The organism is Shewanella psychropiezotolerans (assembly GCF_007197555.1).
GTDB lineage: Bacteria > Pseudomonadota > Gammaproteobacteria > Enterobacterales > Shewanellaceae > Shewanella > Shewanella psychropiezotolerans.
This window is the reverse complement of sequence record NZ_CP041614.1, coordinates 3400952-3419907: the sequence shown is the minus strand read 5'-3', so window position 1 is coordinate 3419907 and position 18956 is coordinate 3400952. Positions and strand designations below refer to the sequence as shown.

The 18956-nt window shown below is 44.0% G+C and carries 17 protein-coding genes and 1 tRNA gene; 8 read left to right on the top strand and 10 right to left on the bottom strand.

Annotated elements, in window-relative coordinates:
* Window positions 1-196: 196 nt before the first annotated feature.
* On the top strand, window positions 197-1051 hold the full coding sequence (locus FM037_RS15165; RefSeq protein ID WP_144046679.1) for a MurR/RpiR family transcriptional regulator: 855 nt from the start codon (window positions 197-199) through the stop codon (window positions 1049-1051).
* Between the two features lie 185 nt (window positions 1052-1236).
* Window positions 1237-2676, top strand: a complete 1440-nt coding sequence (pyk, locus tag FM037_RS15160; RefSeq protein WP_144046678.1) for a pyruvate kinase — start codon at window positions 1237-1239, stop codon at window positions 2674-2676.
* 151 nt (window positions 2677-2827) lie between these two features.
* Here pyk and FM037_RS15155 read toward each other — a convergent pair whose 3' ends face one another.
* Both FM037_RS15155 and FM037_RS15150 read right to left on the bottom strand, forming a co-directional pair.
* The gene (locus FM037_RS15155) at window positions 2828-5104 is read right to left on the bottom strand and encodes an acyl-CoA dehydrogenase (RefSeq protein ID WP_152829878.1); all 2277 of its coding nucleotides are present in this window, start codon (window positions 5102-5104) and stop codon (window positions 2828-2830) included.
* A gap of 31 nt (window positions 5105-5135) precedes the next feature.
* A complete protein-coding gene (locus tag FM037_RS15150) occupies window positions 5136-5774 on the bottom strand; it encodes a TetR/AcrR family transcriptional regulator (RefSeq protein WP_144046676.1) in 639 nt (212 codons plus the stop codon).
* A 195-nt stretch (window positions 5775-5969) separates the two neighbouring features.
* Here FM037_RS15150 and FM037_RS15145 point away from each other — a divergent pair, with 195 nt between their 5' ends.
* The 3 genes from FM037_RS15145 (at window position 5970) to FM037_RS15135 (ending at window position 9051) form a co-directional block, all read left to right on the top strand.
* On the top strand, window positions 5970-7808 hold the full coding sequence (locus FM037_RS15145; protein ID WP_144046675.1) for a M2 family metallopeptidase: 1839 nt from the start codon (window positions 5970-5972) through the stop codon (window positions 7806-7808).
* Between the two features lie 201 nt (window positions 7809-8009).
* Window positions 8010-8585, top strand: a complete 576-nt coding sequence (locus FM037_RS15140; protein ID WP_144046674.1) for a YybH family protein — start codon at window positions 8010-8012, stop codon at window positions 8583-8585.
* Complete coding sequence (locus FM037_RS15135) at window positions 8569-9051, top strand: YchJ family protein (protein WP_144046673.1); 483 nt, start codon at window positions 8569-8571, stop codon at window positions 9049-9051. Before FM037_RS15140 ends, FM037_RS15135 begins: the two co-directional genes overlap by 17 nt.
* 46 nt (window positions 9052-9097) lie before the next feature.
* Here the strand turns inward: FM037_RS15135 and FM037_RS15130 are convergent, their stop codons facing one another.
* From FM037_RS15130 to FM037_RS15120, 3 genes are all read right to left on the bottom strand, one after another.
* On the bottom strand, window positions 9098-11266 hold the full coding sequence (locus tag FM037_RS15130; protein WP_144048974.1) for a sensor domain-containing phosphodiesterase: 2169 nt from the start codon (window positions 11264-11266) through the stop codon (window positions 9098-9100).
* 149 nt (window positions 11267-11415) lie between these two features.
* Window positions 11416-11703 (bottom strand): DUF406 family protein, encoded by a 288-nt coding sequence (locus tag FM037_RS15125; protein WP_144046672.1) that lies wholly within the window; start codon window positions 11701-11703, stop codon window positions 11416-11418.
* Window positions 11704-11883: 180 nt separating this feature from the next.
* Window positions 11884-12396 (bottom strand): VC2046/SO_2500 family protein, encoded by a 513-nt coding sequence (locus tag FM037_RS15120; protein WP_144046671.1) that lies wholly within the window; start codon window positions 12394-12396, stop codon window positions 11884-11886.
* A 124-nt stretch (window positions 12397-12520) separates the two neighbouring features.
* Here FM037_RS15120 and FM037_RS15115 point away from each other — a divergent pair.
* A tRNA-Tyr gene (locus FM037_RS15115) sits at window positions 12521-12605 on the top strand.
* A 101-nt stretch (window positions 12606-12706) separates the two neighbouring features.
* Here the strand turns inward: FM037_RS15115 and FM037_RS15110 are convergent.
* From FM037_RS15110 to FM037_RS15095, 5 genes are all read right to left on the bottom strand, one after another.
* A complete protein-coding gene (locus FM037_RS15110) occupies window positions 12707-13156 on the bottom strand; it encodes a YtoQ family protein (RefSeq protein WP_144048973.1) in 450 nt (149 codons plus the stop codon).
* 102 nt (window positions 13157-13258) lie between these two features.
* Window positions 13259-14257, bottom strand: a complete 999-nt coding sequence (gene bhcD, locus FM037_RS15105; protein ID WP_144046670.1) for an iminosuccinate reductase BhcD — start codon at window positions 14255-14257, stop codon at window positions 13259-13261.
* Window positions 14258-14539: 282 nt separating this feature from the next.
* Entirely contained in the window at window positions 14540-15688 is a 1149-nt protein-coding gene (bhcC, locus tag FM037_RS15100; RefSeq protein WP_144046669.1) for a 3-hydroxy-D-aspartate aldolase BhcC, read from the bottom strand.
* Between the two features lie 49 nt (window positions 15689-15737).
* Complete coding sequence (locus FM037_RS29985; protein ID WP_267874765.1) at window positions 15738-15989, bottom strand: pyridoxal-phosphate dependent enzyme; 252 nt, start codon at window positions 15987-15989, stop codon at window positions 15738-15740.
* Window positions 15980-16714 (bottom strand): pyridoxal-phosphate dependent enzyme, encoded by a 735-nt coding sequence (locus FM037_RS15095; protein ID WP_267874764.1) that lies wholly within the window; start codon window positions 16712-16714, stop codon window positions 15980-15982. The genes FM037_RS29985 and FM037_RS15095 overlap by 10 nt, the downstream gene beginning before the upstream one ends.
* Window positions 16715-17058: 344 nt before the next feature.
* On the opposite strand from FM037_RS15095, the gene FM037_RS15090 reads away from it, so the two are divergent.
* Together FM037_RS15090 and FM037_RS15085 are read left to right on the top strand one after the other, a co-directional pair.
* On the top strand, window positions 17059-17871 hold the full coding sequence (locus FM037_RS15090) for an IclR family transcriptional regulator (protein ID WP_144046668.1): 813 nt from the start codon (window positions 17059-17061) through the stop codon (window positions 17869-17871).
* Window positions 17872-18006: 135 nt separating this feature from the next.
* Window positions 18007-18450 (top strand): GlcG/HbpS family heme-binding protein, encoded by a 444-nt coding sequence (locus tag FM037_RS15085; RefSeq protein WP_144046667.1) that lies wholly within the window; start codon window positions 18007-18009, stop codon window positions 18448-18450.
* The last annotated feature ends 506 nt before the right edge of the window (window positions 18451-18956 follow it).

Sequence of the window (18956 nt, the reverse complement as noted above, 5' to 3'; positions counted from 1 at the left end):
CCTATTTGTAAACTAGGCATATCACCCTATAATCTGGTATGCTTTTCGTGATTAAATTACTATATACAGTAGGAACTTTTAATCACAGCAAAGTTATAATCCGTCATAGCGGTCAAGTTTCTCATTTATAGAAGCTTTCTAAAATGACAGAAAAGAAATAATAAAATTACATATTTTTTCGAGTGGACGTACGCATATGAATACCCTAGAAAAGGTTCAAAAAAGCCTCACCCATTTTAGTAAATCAGAGCGCAAAGTTGCAGAAGTCATTCTGGCTTCTCCACAGACGGCTATCCACTCAAGTATCGCGACTCTTGCCAAGATGGCCGACGTGAGTGAGCCCACTGTTAACCGCTTTTGCCGTCGACTAGACACCAAGGGCTTCCCGGACTTTAAACTCCACCTAGCTCAAAGTTTAGCTAACGGGACCCCCTATGTCAGCCGGCATGTGGAAGAAGATGACACTCCTGATTCCTATACTACAAAAATATTCGAATCATCAATGGCTTCTCTCGACACTGCTAGGCAGAGCATAGATACCAGTGCCATCAATAAGGCCGTCGATATTCTGACTCAGGCTAAAAAGATCTCTTTCTTTGGTCTCGGTGCTTCGGCTTCTGTGGCTCATGATGCACAAAATAAGTTCTTTCGATTTAACGTGCCCGTCATCTGTTTCGATGACGTGTTAATGCAACGAATGAGCTGCATCAACAGTGGAGAAGGTGACGTTATCGTGCTTATCTCACATACAGGCCGCACCAAGTCTATGATTGATATCGCCAGGATTGCCCGTGAAAACGGCGCAGCCGTCATAGGTATAACAACCCACAACTCGCCGCTATCGAGTGAATGCACACTGCCAATTACCATGGAAGTGCCGGAAGATACAGATATGTACCTACCCATGGCATCCCGCTTAGCACAATTGGTTGTCATTGACGTATTAGCGACTGGCTTTACTTTACGCCGCGGACCTAGATTCAGAGAGAGTTTAAAGCGAGTGAAAGAGGTGTTAAAAGAGTCAAGGATAGACAAAGATTCTATACTGTAACTGACTTTCTTTAGCTTCCACGGCAGTACACTTTCTGTTTACTGCCTTTTCACCCTCCATTTTCAGTTTCACTTCACAAAATTATTATATTGTTTTAGATCACTTTGTTTGTAATTTTCCTACATAAACTAAAATCCTCTGTTAATATAGTGTCAGAATTTATTTAAAACTTAACGGAGTATGTCATGTTCCGCAGAACCAAAATTGTAACCACTTTAGGTCCCGCTACCGACCGCGATGACAACTTACGCCGCATCATAAAAGCTGGCGCTAATGTTGTTCGACTAAACTTCTCCCACGGCTCACCTGAAGATCATATCAAACGTGCTAAAGATACACGCAGAATAGCCGCTGAACTCGGTGTTCATATCGCTGTATTGGGCGATCTTCAAGGTCCAAAAATTCGGGTTTCTACCTTTAAAGACAACAAAAAAGTTCAACTAGACTTAGGTCAAAGCTTTGTCTTAGATGCTGATCTTCCCAAGGGTGAAGGCGATGAGAAGCAAGTAGGTATCGACTATAAAGAGTTGCCAAACGATGTCTGCATCGGCGATATCCTTATGCTGGACGATGGTCGTGTACAACTAAGAGTCGAAAGTGTTTCAGGCAATAAGGTACACACCATAGTCACCGTTGCCGGACCTTTATCGAATAACAAGGGCATCAATAAGCAAGGTGGTGGTCTGTCTGCTGCAGCGCTAACCGAAAAAGATAAGCGCGACATTATAACCGCTGCTGAAATTCAGGTTGATTATCTTGCAGTTTCTTTCCCTCGTACGGGTGCTGATCTTGATTATGCACGTGAACTCGCCCTTAAAGCCGGCAGTAAGGCACTTATTGTGTCTAAAGTTGAACGCGCTGAAGCCGTAGCGACTGACGAAGCTATGGATGATGTGATCAGAGCATCTGATGTTGTCATGGTTGCCCGTGGTGACCTAGGTGTCGAGATTGGCGATCCAGCTCTCGTCGCCGTACAGAAGAGACTCATCAGCCGAGCTCGCCAGCTCAACAAGAGCGTGATCACAGCGACTCAGATGATGGAATCTATGATCACCAGCCCAATGCCTACTCGTGCTGAAGTCATGGATGTGGCTAACGCCGTTCTCGATGGTACTGATGCTGTGATGTTATCGGCAGAAACTGCAGCTGGCGACTTCCCGGAAGAAACCGTCAAGGCAATGGCTGAAGTCTGTCTTGGTGCGGAATTACACCCAAGTGTACAAGTCTCTAAACATAGACTCGATGAAAGTTTCGATTCAGTTGAAGAAACTATTGCGCTATCAACTATGTATGCGGCAAACCACCTTAAAGGTATCAAGGCTATTGTTGCGTTAACTGAATCCGGTGCGACTCCTCAGTTGATGTCTCGTATCAGCTCAGCTTTGCCTATTTTTGCTTTGTCACGCCATGAAGTGACATTAGCCAAGATGGCCGTGTATCGTGGGGTGCAGGCAGTACATTTTGACTCTACCAATGTCAGTGCTGAAGACGTTGCTCGTAAAGCGTTAGAAACACTAACATCAGCTGGTTACCTCAAGAGCGGTGACATGGTCCTGATGACTAAAGGTGATTCGATGGAAACAATTGGCGGAACCAATACCTGTAAGGTGTTGATCGTCGCTTAATTTCTCATCCTTCAGTAAAAGGGCACGCGAAAGCGTGCTTTTTTGTAGGGAGATCCCCTACTCGTTTATATCTACTATCGCGGTCGATTTAAACACAAATAAAAAGGACGCCTCGGCGTCCTTCTCTGTTTAAAACTCGTATTTGATGCAGTTACAAAGAGCTGAAATCATCGACATTGATTGCAGCCAGCCGCAGCTTATCGGCAGCAAGCACCGACTCCAATTCAACCGCATCGATAACTTGTGTCTCATGGGCAAGCTGAAATAGTGGCAGGTTACTCATCTTCTTAGGCAAAGCCCCGTTTCTCTGGGCCGTTTTTATCTTCTTATGGATCTGCTTACAGTTAAACTGCGCAATAAAGGCAGCTTCAACTTCGGCAATACCACTGGTATCGCCCTCGAATTCAGGACATAAGAAGGTAATACGATCACGTGCAGGTCCTGGCTTTAACATGCCTTGAACGAGATCGATGGCCATCTTGTCGGTCACACCATTAAAATGGTTGCCCAGAGGGAATATCAATGCCCTCATCACCCAAGCAACTGGACGGTTAGGGAAATTACGTAGCGTAGCTTCCAGAGCCTTAGCCGCTTTGTGTAATCGGGTGGCCATCACATAGCGCACCGCAGGAAGATCATCATGTTGACGACCGTTGTCTTCGAAAAGTTTCAGGGTCGCTGAGCCTAAATAGAGCTCACTGAGCACATCACCCATCCTTGCCGATAACATCTCTTTTCGCTTGAGATCCCCACCCATGATCAACATAGAGACATCGGTCATAAATGCTAACGCCGATGAGAGTCTCGACATGTCTTTATAATACTGCTGGGTCTCACCGCTCACCGGAGTCTGATTAAAACGACTGGCCGTTAACGCACAAAACACAGAACTGAATGCATTACGGGCTGCGTAGCCGATATGACCGAGCAAAAGCGAGTCAAAGCGTTCCAATGCGGCCTCGTTATCGTCCATCGCCGCAGTTTCCATCTCAGCAAGCACGTAGGGATGACAACGAGTCGCCCCCTGACCGAATATCATCAGGCTACGAGTAAGAATGTTCGCCCCTTCGACCGTAATTGAGATGGGGTTCGCCATATAGGGATGACCCAGATAGTTTTTCGGACCGAGTTGAATCCCCTTACCCGATTGAATATCCATAGCATCGTTAAGCACATCACGGCTCATTTCAGTCATGTGATATTTTGCAATCGCTGTCACGACCGATGGCTTCACTTTCAGATCGATACCCGTTGTCGTCAAGCGTCTCGCCGCTTCTAACTGATAGGTATTGGCTATGATGCGGGCGAGCGCTTCTTGCACACCTTCAAAATTACCGATAGAAAGACCAAACTGATGCCTGACATAGCTGTATGCAGTCGTTGTTTTCGTCGCCGTGTGACCAGAGGCCGTCGCCAGTGCAGGTAATGATATTCCCCGCCCTGCAGATAAACATTCCACCAACATGCGCCAACCACGGCCAGCATATTGAGGTCCACCTATGATCCAATCCAAGGGAATAAAGACATCTTCCCCTTGAGTCGTGCCATTCATGAATGCCATATTGAGCGGATTATGTCTCTGTCCAATCTTCACACCGGCGTGATCTGTCGGTATCAAGGCACAGGTGATCCCCAGAGCCTCTTTATCACCTAATAAGCCGTCAGGGTCACGCATCTGAAAGGCCAGACCGAGTACCGTCGCCACCGGAGCTAAGGTGATATAGCGCTTATCCCAGTTAAGTTTAAGACCCAGAACCTCTTCGCCTTCAAACTCCTGGCGACAGACGATGCCTTCATCAGGAATCGCACCAGCGTCGGATCCAGCTTCGGGTCCCGTCAGGGCAAAACAAGGAACTGCTTCTCCACTGGCCAGTTTAGGCAACCAGTGCTCTCTCTGTTCCTGTGTACCGTAATGGGTGAGCAGTTCGCCAGGACCTAAAGAGTTCGGCACCATCACAGTAACAGCGGCACTGACGCTGCGACTGGCGAGCTTACTGACTATGGTCGAGTTAGCATAAGCAGAAAAGGCCTTACCGCCATACTGCTTTGGAATGATCAGGGCGAAGAAACCTTCATCCTTAAAATATTGCCAAAGTTCAGGTGGGAGATCTTTACGATTTTGCACTATGTCATAATCATCGATCATAGTCAGTGCAGTCACCACCTGATTATCGAGAAAGGCTTGCTCTTCTGAAGTGAGTGTAGGCTTTCCATAACTATGTAGGGTTTCCCAATTGGGTTTACCTCTGAAAAGCTCACCTTCCCACCAGACATCGCCGGCCTCCATCGCTTCCTTCTCTGTATCGGATAAAGGCGGGAGGACCTTCTTAAAAAATGAAAAGACAGGGCGTGTGATGAACTGCATCCTGATATTTTTGACACCAAAGAGCACAATAATAATCAAGAGTGCAAGTATAAACAGAGTCATGATTTTACCTTTTATTCTATTGAAGCTGAAGCTAAGCCGTTACCGGAACTGCCACACCAGCTGAAAGATAAGGGATAACTTTACGTATAACGGCTTCGATATCATTATGTTCACCGAAATCAGCAGCCGCGATTTCTGTTAACGCATCCGCCGAGGCCATGGTGAAGACCACAGTGCCTAAGGTAAAGTGTAAACGCCAAAACATTTCCGCGGGAGGAATATGAGGCGCACTGTCGGCTACCGCTTTTACAAATTGAGTGAGATGGTCACCGTAATGCGTGGTGATAAACCACCTGAGGTGCCCCTGACTCTCGATATAGCCTCTACCCAGTAACTGTAAAAAAGTACGGGTACCCTCTGACCTTAGTTGATTTAGGTCTAACAAAGGTTTGACTAAGGTTGAAAAAATATCATTAAGCGATGCATCTTTGTCAGAACTCTGTAGACTCACTATTTCAGACGAGGCTGCAGGCATAAAAACATCGAGATAACGCGCTAAAACAGCCCGTATTAACTCTTTTTTTGAACCAAAATGATAATTCACTGAAGCAAGATTAACTTCAGCCTTACTGGTGATCAGACGTAAGGAGGTTTCAGAAAAGCCTCGCTCTGCAAATAATTTTTCTGCAGCATCCAGTATTCTTGTTTTTGTATCGGATCGATTTGCCATTCCGTGACCTTAACTCTATTTTAAACACTCGTTTAAATTAAACATTGGTTCACATTTTGTCAAACAAAATTATTCGCCAATTGCAGGCTACAGCTAGATTTACACTCAATTCCAGTTCTTTTAGTCCCTTCTACTTTTAAATAGTTGGTTTTTGGTTAAAATGCTCAACACAAAAACAACAAAGGAACTGAATTAATGTCACTTTCTAAGCCACAGCTTTCCCATCTTTCGCTGGTTATTGCGCTTTCACTGGGAATATCCGCCTGTAACTCCTCTCAAAATGATGAAAATCACTCAGATTTATCTAAAGCTGAAGAGGCTAAGCAATTTCTAAAGCAGTCTGAACAAACATTAAGCGAGCTGTCAGTCGAGATAAACCGCGCCGAGTGGATCTACAGTAATTTCATTACCGACGATACGGCGGCCCTGTCAGCGTCTGCGGCTGAAAAACTCACCGCAACCTCAGTCAGGTTAGCAACTCAGGCCGCTCAGTATAGCGATTTAAACCTGGATGATGTGAGTCTGCGTAAACTCAATATATTACGCAGCTCATTGGTCCTTCCCGCCCCACTCGATCCGGAAAAAAATGCCGAACTAGCCGGGATAAGTTCACAACTCAATGGCTTGTACGGCAAGGGGAAATATTGTTTCGATGACGGCCGCTGTTTAACTCAACCGGAACTGTCGGCAATCATGGCAGAGTCCAGCGATCCAAAATTATTGCTCGAAGTGTGGAAAGGTTGGCGTGAAATCGCTAAACCCATGCGCCCTTTATTTGAGCGTGAGGTGGAATTAGCCAATGAAGGCGCCAAAGATCTTGGCTACGAAAATTTATCTGTATTATGGCGCAGTCAATATGACATGAAGCCCGATGAGTTCTCCAATGAATTAGACAGACTATGGGGCCAAGTTAAGCCCCTCTATGATTCATTGCACTGTTATGTTCGTGGCGAGCTCAATGAAGCCTATGGCGATGAAGTTGTACCGGCCAATGGACCTATTCCGGCTCATCTGCTGGGTAATATGTGGGCGCAAAGTTGGGGCAATGTCTATGATAAAGTCTCGCCACAAGATGCAGATCCTGGCTATGATGTCACTCAGCTGCTAGCCGAGCATGACTATGATGAAATCAAAATGGTTAAACAAGCCGAAAGCTTCTTCAGTTCACTCGGTTTCGATGAGCTACCCGACTCATTCTGGGAGCGCTCATTATTCGTCCAACCCAAAGATCGTGATGTGGTGTGTCATGCATCTGCTTGGGATCTGGATAACCTGGATGATATACGGATCAAGATGTGCATTCAGAAAACGGCTGAAGATTTTACCGTTATTCATCATGAGTTAGGTCACAACTATTATCAACGTGCCTATAAGAACCAGCCATTTATCTTCAAAAATAGTGCGAATGACGGTTTTCATGAGGCCATAGGTGACACGATTGCATTATCTATCACTCCGAGTTATCTGAAACAGATAGGTCTACTCGATGAAGTCCCGGATGCGTCGAAAGATATCGGCCTGTTACTCAAGCAAGCATTAGATAAAGTTGCCTTTATGCCTTTTGGCTTGATGATCGATCAGTGGCGCTGGAAAGTGTTCAGCGGTGAAATATCACCGGCTCAGTACAACCAAGCCTGGTGGGGTCTCAGAGAGAAATACCAGGGAGTGAAGGCTCCCATCGAGAGAAGTGAAGATGACTTCGACCCAGGTGCTAAATACCATGTACCGGGCAATGTCCCTTATACGCGTTATTTCCTCGCCCACATTTTACAGTTTCAATTCCACAAGTCGCTGTGTGAGACTGCAGGTGATACGGGTCCCGTGCACAGATGTAGCATCTATGGCAATAAAGAAGCTGGCAGTAAACTCAATACCATGCTGGAGATGGGGCTGAGCCGTCCATGGCCGGAAGCATTGAAAGTGGTTACCGGTAACCCAGAGATGGATGCCAGTGCCGTACTCGATTACTTTGCCCCGTTACAAGTTTGGTTAAATGAGCAAAACACTCAGGCTAACCGCCAATGTGGATGGTGATTCTGTTAAGCCGATAGGAATTAAACACTTGAGTCATTCAGATTAATGACATAAACGATTTAGGGCGCTTTATTACAGCGCCCTTTTTCTATGACAAACCACGCTCGCCTCCACTGGACACACTTTGTTAAGAACTAAAACTTTAGATAATCAAGGTCATCTATTATAGTGACATAAGTAATGGTGGATTAGAAAAATTTAATGTCATTAATAAAAGTTATCTTAGTTGGTCTATTCTCTTTTCTGTATATGATACAGCCGGCAATGGCGCTGTCAGAAGACAATAAAGCAATTAATCAACTATATACCCAGTTTGCACAGGCATTTAATCAGCTAGATGCAGGAATAGTTGAGAATATCTATGCTGAAGATGCCTGCTATGTCCCTGAAAATCAAAGTAAGGGCATCACCATGGGCCGTGACAACATCATCGCGGTTTATAAGACGTTTTTTGGTAAGATTAAACACAAAGAAGCCCGTATCGAAGTCGACTTTAGAGTCGTAGAGCGTCAAATGGAAACCAATAACGCGACAGATGTAGGCTACTACCTGATCCGATTTCACCCAGCTAAAGATGCCGAAGAGCCTATCAGTGAATTTGCCGGAAAATTTGTCAATGTCTCTAAAAAGAATGCCGATGGTAAGTGGTATCTGACCGTCGACACCAACAATCGTTCAGAGACGCCATTTTACTACAATGCAAAACCCTCCCCAGATCTGTATTATGGCCGTCAATTTTCACCGCTAACAGCCGAGATCCATGTCGAACAACACTAACATTGCCTGCCCTTGTGGTAATAGCACCCAGCACACAGCGCTTTTATATCACACTTGCTGTAGACCATTTCATTCTAACTCCCTAAAAGCAGCCAGTCCTGAACACTTGATGCGAAGTCGCTATACGGCTTTCGTCATGAAACTGTATGACTATTTAATTGCCACTCATCATCCCGAATACTTGCATGGTCTCACGGCTAACAGCTTAGCTCAAAGTCCGGAAACTCACTGGTTGTCACTGGAAATCATCTCTTCATCAGGCACTGACCTACAAGGGCAAGTTGAATTCCAAGCTTGGTATAAAGATGACACAAGTATCAACGCGATTCACGAGCGCTCAGATTTCCAGTGTATCGAAGGAGAGTGGCTTTATACTCAGGGAGAGCAGTTCGACGCAATTTTCCCTAAACGTAACCAAGCTTGCCTCTGTGGCAGTGGTAAGAAATTCAAACAGTGTTGCCTATGATGTCTCAATCACAGCACTGAAACGACAGATAGATGAACAGGCCTTTTTAATGAACCAGCTCGGGATTGGATTTAAATAAAAACTGGCTAAAATCAGACTCTCTCAAGGCGGGACTGTAAAGAAACCCTTGAGCCTGATGACATCGATGTTCCGATAAGAAATCTTCTTGCTCCTTAGTCTCTACCCCCTCGGCAGTTAAGGATATGTTCAGCGCCGAAGCCATCGCTATGATGGCGCTCACAATCTCACGACTCTCTCGGCTTACTGTAAGATCAGAAATAAACGAACGGTCAATTTTAAGCTTACTGATGGGGAACTGTTTCAGATAGCGCATCGAGCTGTAGCCAGTACCAAAGTCATCGATAGCTAATCCTACACCGAGTTCAGAGAGCTCAGTACATAAGTTAGTCGCATAATTTATGTCTTCCATCAGCTCTGTCTCTGTGATCTCCAAAATCAGCGAATCGGGTTGAAGTCGATAGCGCGATATTAAATTCCACACCTGTTCGAAAAGGTTACCACTGAAGAATTGACGAGCAGACACATTCACATGCATAGAAATATTAATTTGATGATGTTGCCACAAATTAAGTTGCCTGCACGCTGCTTCCAACACCCAAGCTCCAATCGCATTTATCAAGCCTGTTTGCTCGGCAATATTGATAAAAGCGCCTGGATACAGCACCCCTTTCTTAGGGTGGTGCCAACGAATCAAGGCCTCCGCACCGATATATTTTTTGCTTTTAAGATCTTTAAGGGGTTGATAGTAAAGCTCGAACTCTCTGCCCCTAAGCGCAGTTTTCAGGTCACGCTCTATCTGCGCGTCTTCTTTGAAGCTATTGAGTAAAGCATTATTAAAAACTTGGATCTTATCGCTTTGTTTTTTCTTCGCGTATTGTAGCGCTATATCGGCACAGGCTAAGGGAGCGAAGCTGTCTTCGACAGACTCGATATCTACAATAGCCAGAGCCGGTTTAGGTTGGATCTGTTCACGGCCTATGATTACCGGTAGAGTCAGCTGACTGTATAATCTGGCGGTAATATAGTCCATATCAATTTGATTTTGCTTGGGAAGAATAATCGCAAACTCATCGCTGCCAACTCTGGCAAGTTGTTCGGTTTTATTGACATTAGCGCAATGCTTCAGGCGTCTGGCTACTTCAATCAGTAATGCATCACCACTTTTATGACCATAGGCATCATTGAAACGTTTAAAACCACAGAGGTCGATCAGGATCAGCTGACCCGATTTACAGTGCTCTAACTCTTTATTGAAATAGCTGCGGTTATAGAGCCCAGTCAAGCCACAACGCCAAGCTAAATGCTCTAATTTGGCCTGATACTGCTTTTCTTCTGAGATATCATCGGCTTTAACCAGTGCGTAATGATTACCTCGTTCGGTAATAAATTGTTTCACTGAATACCTGAGCCAGTACTGCCTCCCATCTGCACGTACAACTTGGCTCTCTCCTTTAGCCACTGAGCCCATTGACACCTTTTCTAAGACGAGTTTTGCCTGTTCCGGGTGTTGTTTAATAAAGTCGAGTCGTTTGAATGACTCCCCGATGATTTGATGCTTAGGGATACCCGAGACAAACTCATGAGCTTGGTTTACATATTCGATCAAATCTGTTTTCAAGTTAATCAACATACTCACCTGCTCTGACTCTTCATCGGCACTGAGCAGTAAGGTTAGTCTCTCATCTTTTTCATAAGCATTGCGCGTTGCCAGAGTCAGCGCGAGTTGATCGGCGACATGAGTCGCGATATGAATCTCACTATCGGTCCAAGAAGCCGCAGATGTTCTTTCAAGATACAAGACACCTTCGAGATGGCCGTTAATTCTAATGGCGACATCCAGGGAGGACATGATCCCTTTAGGCTTGAAATAGACATCAGCAATCTCTGTGACTCTGGGATCCAGATTCACATCGCTTATATCTATCAAACATTTGCTTCTGAGTTCAGCAATATAATCTGGACAATCTGAGGGGGCGGGACGTGAATAAACAGCAGACAGCAAGGGACCATAACTAGCAGTCGAGCTAATTTGGTTATCTTTACAAGAGAGCATACAGACACCCACATAGGTGACAGCAAGTTGCTGACAGAGTAATTCAGTCGCCAACTCAGTCGTTTTCTGAAAATCACCAACTTGTTTTTCTGCAGAGTTAACGATGCACTCTAATAAATCTTGATACTCACGCTTCTTCAAGAATATCCCTAAAAAGTAAGCAAAATTGCCCACTCAAAGCTTCATATAATTATGATTAATATATTCAAAGTTATTGAAACTATTATTGGTATTATTATTTTTGATTTAGCCTACACACAATATTACTTTTGAGCAACAAGGCTATAATGTTATATCGAATTTTCTAATTGGAAAATCATTTTTTCTGCACTAAAAGCAAAATCAATCGTTAGGCTAATATCAGAATCTACACTCATTAACTCGACCCTGACATTATCGAATCTGGCTTGAACTTTATCTCGCAATAACTCTGACTCAGCCAAGGCTTCTTCTCCGGTGAAGCAAACGACCAATTGCCTATCGTGTTCATCGATCACGGCGCCAATATCGGCATAACTACCGCAATCATTACAGGTATCATTAACTAGGGCGGATTGTGCATTCTGAATATTTTTCATGGAACATCAGTCTCGTAAATGAACATTATTCAGCATTATACGCCAATGTCATTGAGGCATTGTCAGATACCTCAAATTTCAACAATAAAAAGCAATAAATTTAGTGGCCATTAAGTCATTCTAAATACGACTAGGGTATCAGGATTTCACTTGACTGAATCCTAAGATGATAAGCGCTGGTTAACATGTCTCAATGATTCGACTCATCTGTCTTTGCTGAGAAAGAATATCGACAAAATGAGGGAGGTCGAGATCTATTGAATAACCATAGTCAAGGTCATTCGATTTTGACCTGATAAACTTTTCTCGTGTTAATAGATCACAATTTGTCAGTACCTCTTGCATCTCCACGGGTTCAATTCCTCGGGTGACCATAGCTTCGGCTTGAATAGCTTGGGCCAATTGAAAAGCGCGAGCACCGCCCTCTCTAAATATACGACTGTGTTCTATCGGCGAGCTATCCACTGACAGATCGCTAACTAATTGCTGAGGTTTTGCGATATCAAACTTTGCTCTCAGTTGGTCATCACTGTTTTTTCCCAGCTGATCAGTTTGAAATTGAGCCATATCACGCGCATCGGTAGATAACATGGCTAATAACAGGGCAAACTCTCCCCGACGACCATTATCTATCGCATGATTAAGCCTAGTGCCTAATTGTGACTCATTTACTAATACTGAACTCGATAGCATAAAAAAACATCAATAAATCAACTCGTTGATAGTTAATCGACCGCTTAAACCAAAACTTTAGCTTTTTTTCAAATAGAGGCTTTACACGCTAGTAGTTTGTGACTACTATTGCCGCCGCAATTGAGGAGGGGTTCCCGAGTGGCCAAAGGGATCAGACTGTAAATCTGACGGCTCAGCCTTCGAAGGTTCGAATCCTTCTCCCTCCACCATTTGCGCTAAAGAAATAAAATAAAGATATCCAGTGGTATATTCTTCGAATAACTCAGCATGACTCGAGCGTCCAATTCTAGTCAATGGATTTAACTGATGACTACTTGCAAAGGTACTTCAGACTTGCCACTACTTGATCAACATCGGTTGCCCAGGCATGAGCTGCGGCGTCGACCTCTTTAAGAGGGTGGATGATATCTGTACTGTGTAGCGTGATATAGGGCTTATTGAGGGCGGCGCAGTAGCCTGCATCGAAGGCTGCATTCCACTGCTTGTATTTATCACCAAAGCGAATAATGGCGATATCGCATGCGGCTATCAATGTTTTCGTTCTTATTGCGTTTACCTTTGCTGATTTATGATCTCGCCAAAAGCCTTGCTTATCACCAGCCAGTACTTCACCCAGTATATCCCCGGCGCTGTCACTTTCTTCATGATCTGTGATAGCCGAAGAAAACTCGATATTTAAATCGGTATCTTGGCAGCCTTGAATAATCTGATCTCGCCAATCCGTATGAATTTCACCAGAAAGATACACATTTAATTTCATCATTACTTCTACACCTTATTATTATCAACGCAGCAAACTTAAACCAGAAAGTTGAATTTGTAAAAGCCTGTCAGGCAGGCTTTGTGTCATCCCCATGTGAGGTTATAAGTTAAAGCAGGTCGCTAGGCCCTTTGCTTCGGCTAACTCAGATGCTACCGAGGCAACGGCTAAATCTTGTAAACCCACACCTGTGCCATCGAATAAGGTGATTTCATCATCGGACGTTCGGCCTGCTTTAGTACCATTGATGACATCACCAATAGGTATAATGTCAGCTTGGTTAATTAATCCCTCTGCTATCGCGTGTTGGGCTTCACCAATTGTGGTCGATTGCGCTAATTCATCGGTAAAAACTCTTGCTTTAGCGAGTAGATGGGCATCAACTTCTTGCTTGCCTTTGGTGTCTGTGCCCATACAGGCGATATGCGTACCTGGTTTAATCCAACTTTGGTCGATTAATGCTTCAAATGCCGACGTTATGGTGATGATAACGTCAGCTTGAGCGCAAAGTGATTCACGGCTGACAGACTCAAAAGGCAATGATAATTCTTCACATATTACGGCGAGTGCAGTCAGTTTTTCTGGCTCCTTGTTCCATGCAACAACCTTTTCAAAATTGCGCTGCTCAAGAGCTGCCCGTAATTGAAATGTTGATTGGTGTCCTGCACCGACCATTCCTAATACTTTTGCATCTTTACGGGCCAGATGAGCGATTGAGACTGCTGATGACGCCGCTGTTCGTATTGCTGTTAAATAGTTCCCGCCAACCAGGGCTTTGAGCTTTCCAGTATCTGGATCGAATAAAATAACTGTCGATTGATGATTAGTTATTCCTTTGTCGATATTACCTGGCCAATAACCACCTGACTTTAATCCTAACACCATACCGACGCGGTCAAAGCCTGATTTGAATCCATAAAGGGCATCAGCATGACCAATGGCTTCACGGATCACTGGGAAGTTATAGGCTGTGTCCTTAGCCATAGCTGAAAATACGTTTTCTACGGCGGTGAAGGCATCAGCCCTGCCCATGATCTGTTGACATACTGCTTCTGATACTACAGTTACGCCTTTATTATCATTTTGATTTGAATGACTCATTGTTTATTTCCTAGAATAATGGCAATCCCCCTAGATCAATATTAAGGGAGGAAGATGGAAAAGTAAGTTTATTGTTAGTCTCCCGGCTATGTTCGAGGACGACTAAAAAAGCTCCCAAAGGCGAGTTTAAAAGGCTGTAATACTTCGATACTGCCCCTGATAAATACAGGGGCACAGATTTAGTTGGGAACTAATGAAGCGTTAGCAAAAACTCTTTTATCCTCGCTCTCGGGAGAAACGTGAAACTTTTATTGCTTGTTTATAGACTTTTGGTCATCGGGATTAGTAGGCTTTTCCGCGAGCAGACACTGGCCAGAGTGTTTCCACTTTACCGTTACGAACTCCTACGTAGTAATCATGAACATTACAGGTTGGATCGCAGTGCCCTGGCACCAGTCTTAATTTTTCATTAATTTTTAGCGCACCGCTCGGGTCAGAAATTACACCGTGTTCATCTGAACATTTGATGTATTCCACATCATCACGTCCATAGATATAGGGTAAACCACTGTCGACGGATTGTGCTTTAAGTCCAGCATCACAAATTGCCTTATCGGCTTTGGTATGGCTCATCACTGAGGTTAATATGAATAATGAGTTTTCGAATTCTGATATTTTTTGACCTTTTGCATCATGAATACGTTGATAATCAGCATCCATAAATGCATAAGAACCGCACTGTAGCTCATTAAATACGCCAGAATTACCTTCGAAGTAATAGGAACCTGTGCCACCACCACCCACAATGTCACATTCCAAGCCTTCGGCTTTGAGCATATCTACCGTCCGAGCGACCATGGCGCAGGCGATATCGATTTTTTCTTTGCGTTCAAGGAAGTTTTCCATGTGCTGCATCGCGCCTTGATAAGCTTGAATTCCTGCAAATTTTAGCCCTGGGGTTGCGGCAATAGCTTTGGCGATATCAACAACCGGTTGACCTTCGCTGACACCACAACGACCGGCTCCACAGTCAATCTCGACTAAACATTCAATTTCAGTATTGTGCTTTTTAACGGCCGCACCGAGTTCAGCGACATTGTCTATATCATCGACGCAGCAGAGGGTACGAGCCCCTAATTTTGGCAAGCGGGCTAAACGGTCAATTTTAGCCGGATCACGCACCTGGTTTGATACCAAAACATCTTTGATCCCCCCACGAGCAAACACTTCTGCTTCTGACACCTTTTGACAACATACTCCACAGCTATTACCTAAACGCTCTTGTAGTAGGGCAATATCTACAGATTTATGCATCTTGCCATGCACTCGATGGCGAACTCCCATCTCTTTAGCAAACTGGCCCATTTTACGAATATTGCGCTCTAGCGCATCTAGATCGACCACCAAGCAGGGGGTTTGAATATCGGCTTCTGCCATCCCCGGTAATGCCGGAACGTCATAACCCACTTCTAAATTGTTTGTTGTTGTCATGTTAATCTCCATCTATTAATAGTTATTAGTTAACCAACGCGGATCGGCCTTATTTATCCATCCAGGGAAGCTTGTCTAAATCAACATTTCCGCCGGTAATAATGATCCCAACTCGCTTGCCTCTAAATACCTCAGGGTTCTTCAAAATCGTCGCCAGAGTCACTGCGCTGCTAGGCTCTATAACCAGTTTCATGCGCATCCAAATCAGTTTCATCGCTGCTACTATCTCTTCTTCGGTAGCGGTTAAAATATCGGTTACATGGTTTTTTACGAAGTGCCAAGTCAGATCTTTTAAGGGCACTTTAAGGCCATCGGCAACGGTATTGGGGCATCATCGGCGATGATGTATCCGGCTTTTAATGAACGCGCGGCATCATCTGCATTGAGGGGCTCTGCCGCATAAACGTTAATTTCTGGGGCAATTGTCGATAAGGTGAGACATGTGCCTGATATCATGCCTCCGCCACCAATTGGGGCAATCACAATATCTAAATTATCAACCTGACTAATCAGCTCTTTAGAGCAGGTTGCTTGACCTGCGATAACTCGTGGATCGTTATAAGGATGAACAAAATCAGCACCAGACTGTGCCACAACTTCGCTAAACACCGCTTCACGAGAGCTGGTGGATGGCTCACATTCGACTATGGTACCGCCATAACCTATCACGGCATCTTTCTTTGCTTGGGGAGCCGTTCTTGGCATCACTACAGTAACGTCAATCCCACGTTGTCCCGCGGCGTATGCCAAAGACAGTGCATGATTTCCCGAAGAGTGGGTGGCGACACCGATTTTTGCTTCTTCGTCGGTTAAGCCAAATACTGCATTACAGGCTCCGCGTACTTTAAATGCGGCTGCTTTTTGTAAGTTTTCGCATTTAAAAAATAACTCTGCACCTGTTAATTCATTCAAGAAACGAGAAGTTAATACTGGTGTTTCATGAATGTAAGGTTTAATGCGTTCATGAGCTACAAGCACATCATCATAGGTTGGAATGTACATAGTCGATTCGGTTGCACTACTCATATTTTCCTCTCAATACTCATCCTGCTCGTTGCGTATAGATAAACATCGATTCACCAGGGTGGGCGGCGATTCTTAATCGATGCAAGTTATTACTTTGAGTTAATAAATTTCAATTTCACTTTATGGAAGCTACTAATTTCACGCAATCGGTTTAAATTTCGTATAGTGGAATCTTTGAAGCGTCACCACTAGGTGATCAAGTTATCAGATTGAAAATATAGGTATTTTTCTTTGTGGGGGAATAAGAAATTCCAGTGCTTTCATAATGTGGAATTAATTTGCATCAATTTGGAATTCGTTTTATTGTAGTTTTAACTACATTATTCAAAATAAGCGTTGTGATTATGAGCAGTAATAATCTTGAAAAAACTAAAACTAAAACTAAAACTAAAACTAAAACTCGAATTCAAGTGATTGATAGGGCTGCTATGTTGCTAGATGCAATATCACGCTACTCCATGCCAGTCACACTTAAAGCCTTGAGTGCCGATACCAACTTAGCGCCGTCTACGGCCTTTCGCATACTGCATTCGTTAATCGATAATCGCTTTGTTGAAAGAGACGGTACGGGGAAATATCTATTAAGTGGCAGGCTATTAAGGCTGAGTAATTACCCAAATACAAATGTCGACTTTCGTAAAATTGCCATACCCTATATGGAAAAACTAAGGGATAACTTTGGCGAAACCATCAACCTCACGACACGTGAGGGTGATGTGGTTATTTACATTGAAAAAGCGATTCCAAATAGGATGATGCATGTGCAACAGATTATTGGTAGTCGTGCTCCATTGCATGTTACTGGGGTGGGTAAAATGATGTTGGGTATGGCTGGTAAGGAAGGGATTAAAGGCTACGTTCAACGGACTAATTTACCTACCTATACACGTAAGACATTTTCGTCATTCGATACTCTGATGGATGAATGTATGGCATGTGTCGAGCAAGGTTATGCTTTCGATAATGAAGAAGCAGAGATGGGTGTCGGCTGTATCGGTGTCTTGTTGCATGACAGATATGGTGAAGTGGTCGCTGGTTTGTCTGTGTCTGCTCCCATCGAGCGGCGAAAGGATGAATGGGTACATGATTTAATTGTGGCAGGTAAGGCGTTATCTGCAGAGTTGGGTTATGTCGAAGAATCCGTTTCACCGGAGTAAGCATATAAGCGTAACAAGCCAGCCCTTATATCAATGAGTATCAGATTAGCTAGTCACAGTTGAGATGATACGTGGGATCTTTAATGATGTAGTAAAGGCGCTTGGGCATTATTTTTAAGTTGATGAGGATAAGAGATGTTAACCCTAAATAGATTAAATCAAGCGGAAGCAAAACTGATCATTGAAGGTGCTGTAGATAAAGCAAAGTCATTGGGGGTACCTATGTGCATTTCTGTTGTCGATGAGTCCGGAAGTTTAATCGCCTTTGAGCGTATGGATGGCGGTAAAATACACAGTATAATTCTTTCTCAAGATAAGGCATTCACAGCAGCATCGGCTCGTAAGGCGACCCATGAAGTCAATCAAGCCTGTGTCCCTGGGCATGACAATCAACTGTTTGGTATTCATACGGCCCTAGGAGGTCGTTTTTGTATCGTAGGAGGAGGCTTACCTATTACATTTGATGGCAAGGTGATCGGTGGGATAGGAGTAAGTTCAGGTGCCCCTAGGCAAGACTTAGATTGTGCTCAAGCTGGAGTCGATACTTTTAATCAATTTTCTTCTCAAGCGGATAGCTAATCACTTACTTAGTAACGCTAATGATATTCAAGCTAATTTGTCTGATGATGTTATTACCCCTACCATCGCCCGGTGGTAGATATTTACTATTCATAGCCCAAAACACCAATATCACCTTTCAAGGTAAGCGTAATGCTGGCTAAATCTCAACGTTTGACTGAGCTGCGTGCGTAATTTATTCCCAGCTGTTTGCTCTACTCAGCTTGTCTATGGCGAAAAGCCATTTTTTACACGGTCTATCAATCACCTAGCGAGTACTGCATACGAGGCAAGATAGACTGGATAATGCCCCGATAATGGTTTTTTAAGCTTCATCTGCTGTCTGTAATGCTCCCACATCTTGGGGGTGTTTTTTACTTTCTATAGTGTTTCCACATTGTGAAATTCAAAGTGTGTCTTTATTGTTAACTTTGGTTTTTTTTTATGTTCTATTGGTTTAGCTACAAAGAAATAGGGTCTAACACAGCCTCTTTCTAGTCATTAGCCACTGCTGGTGTTAGCTATTG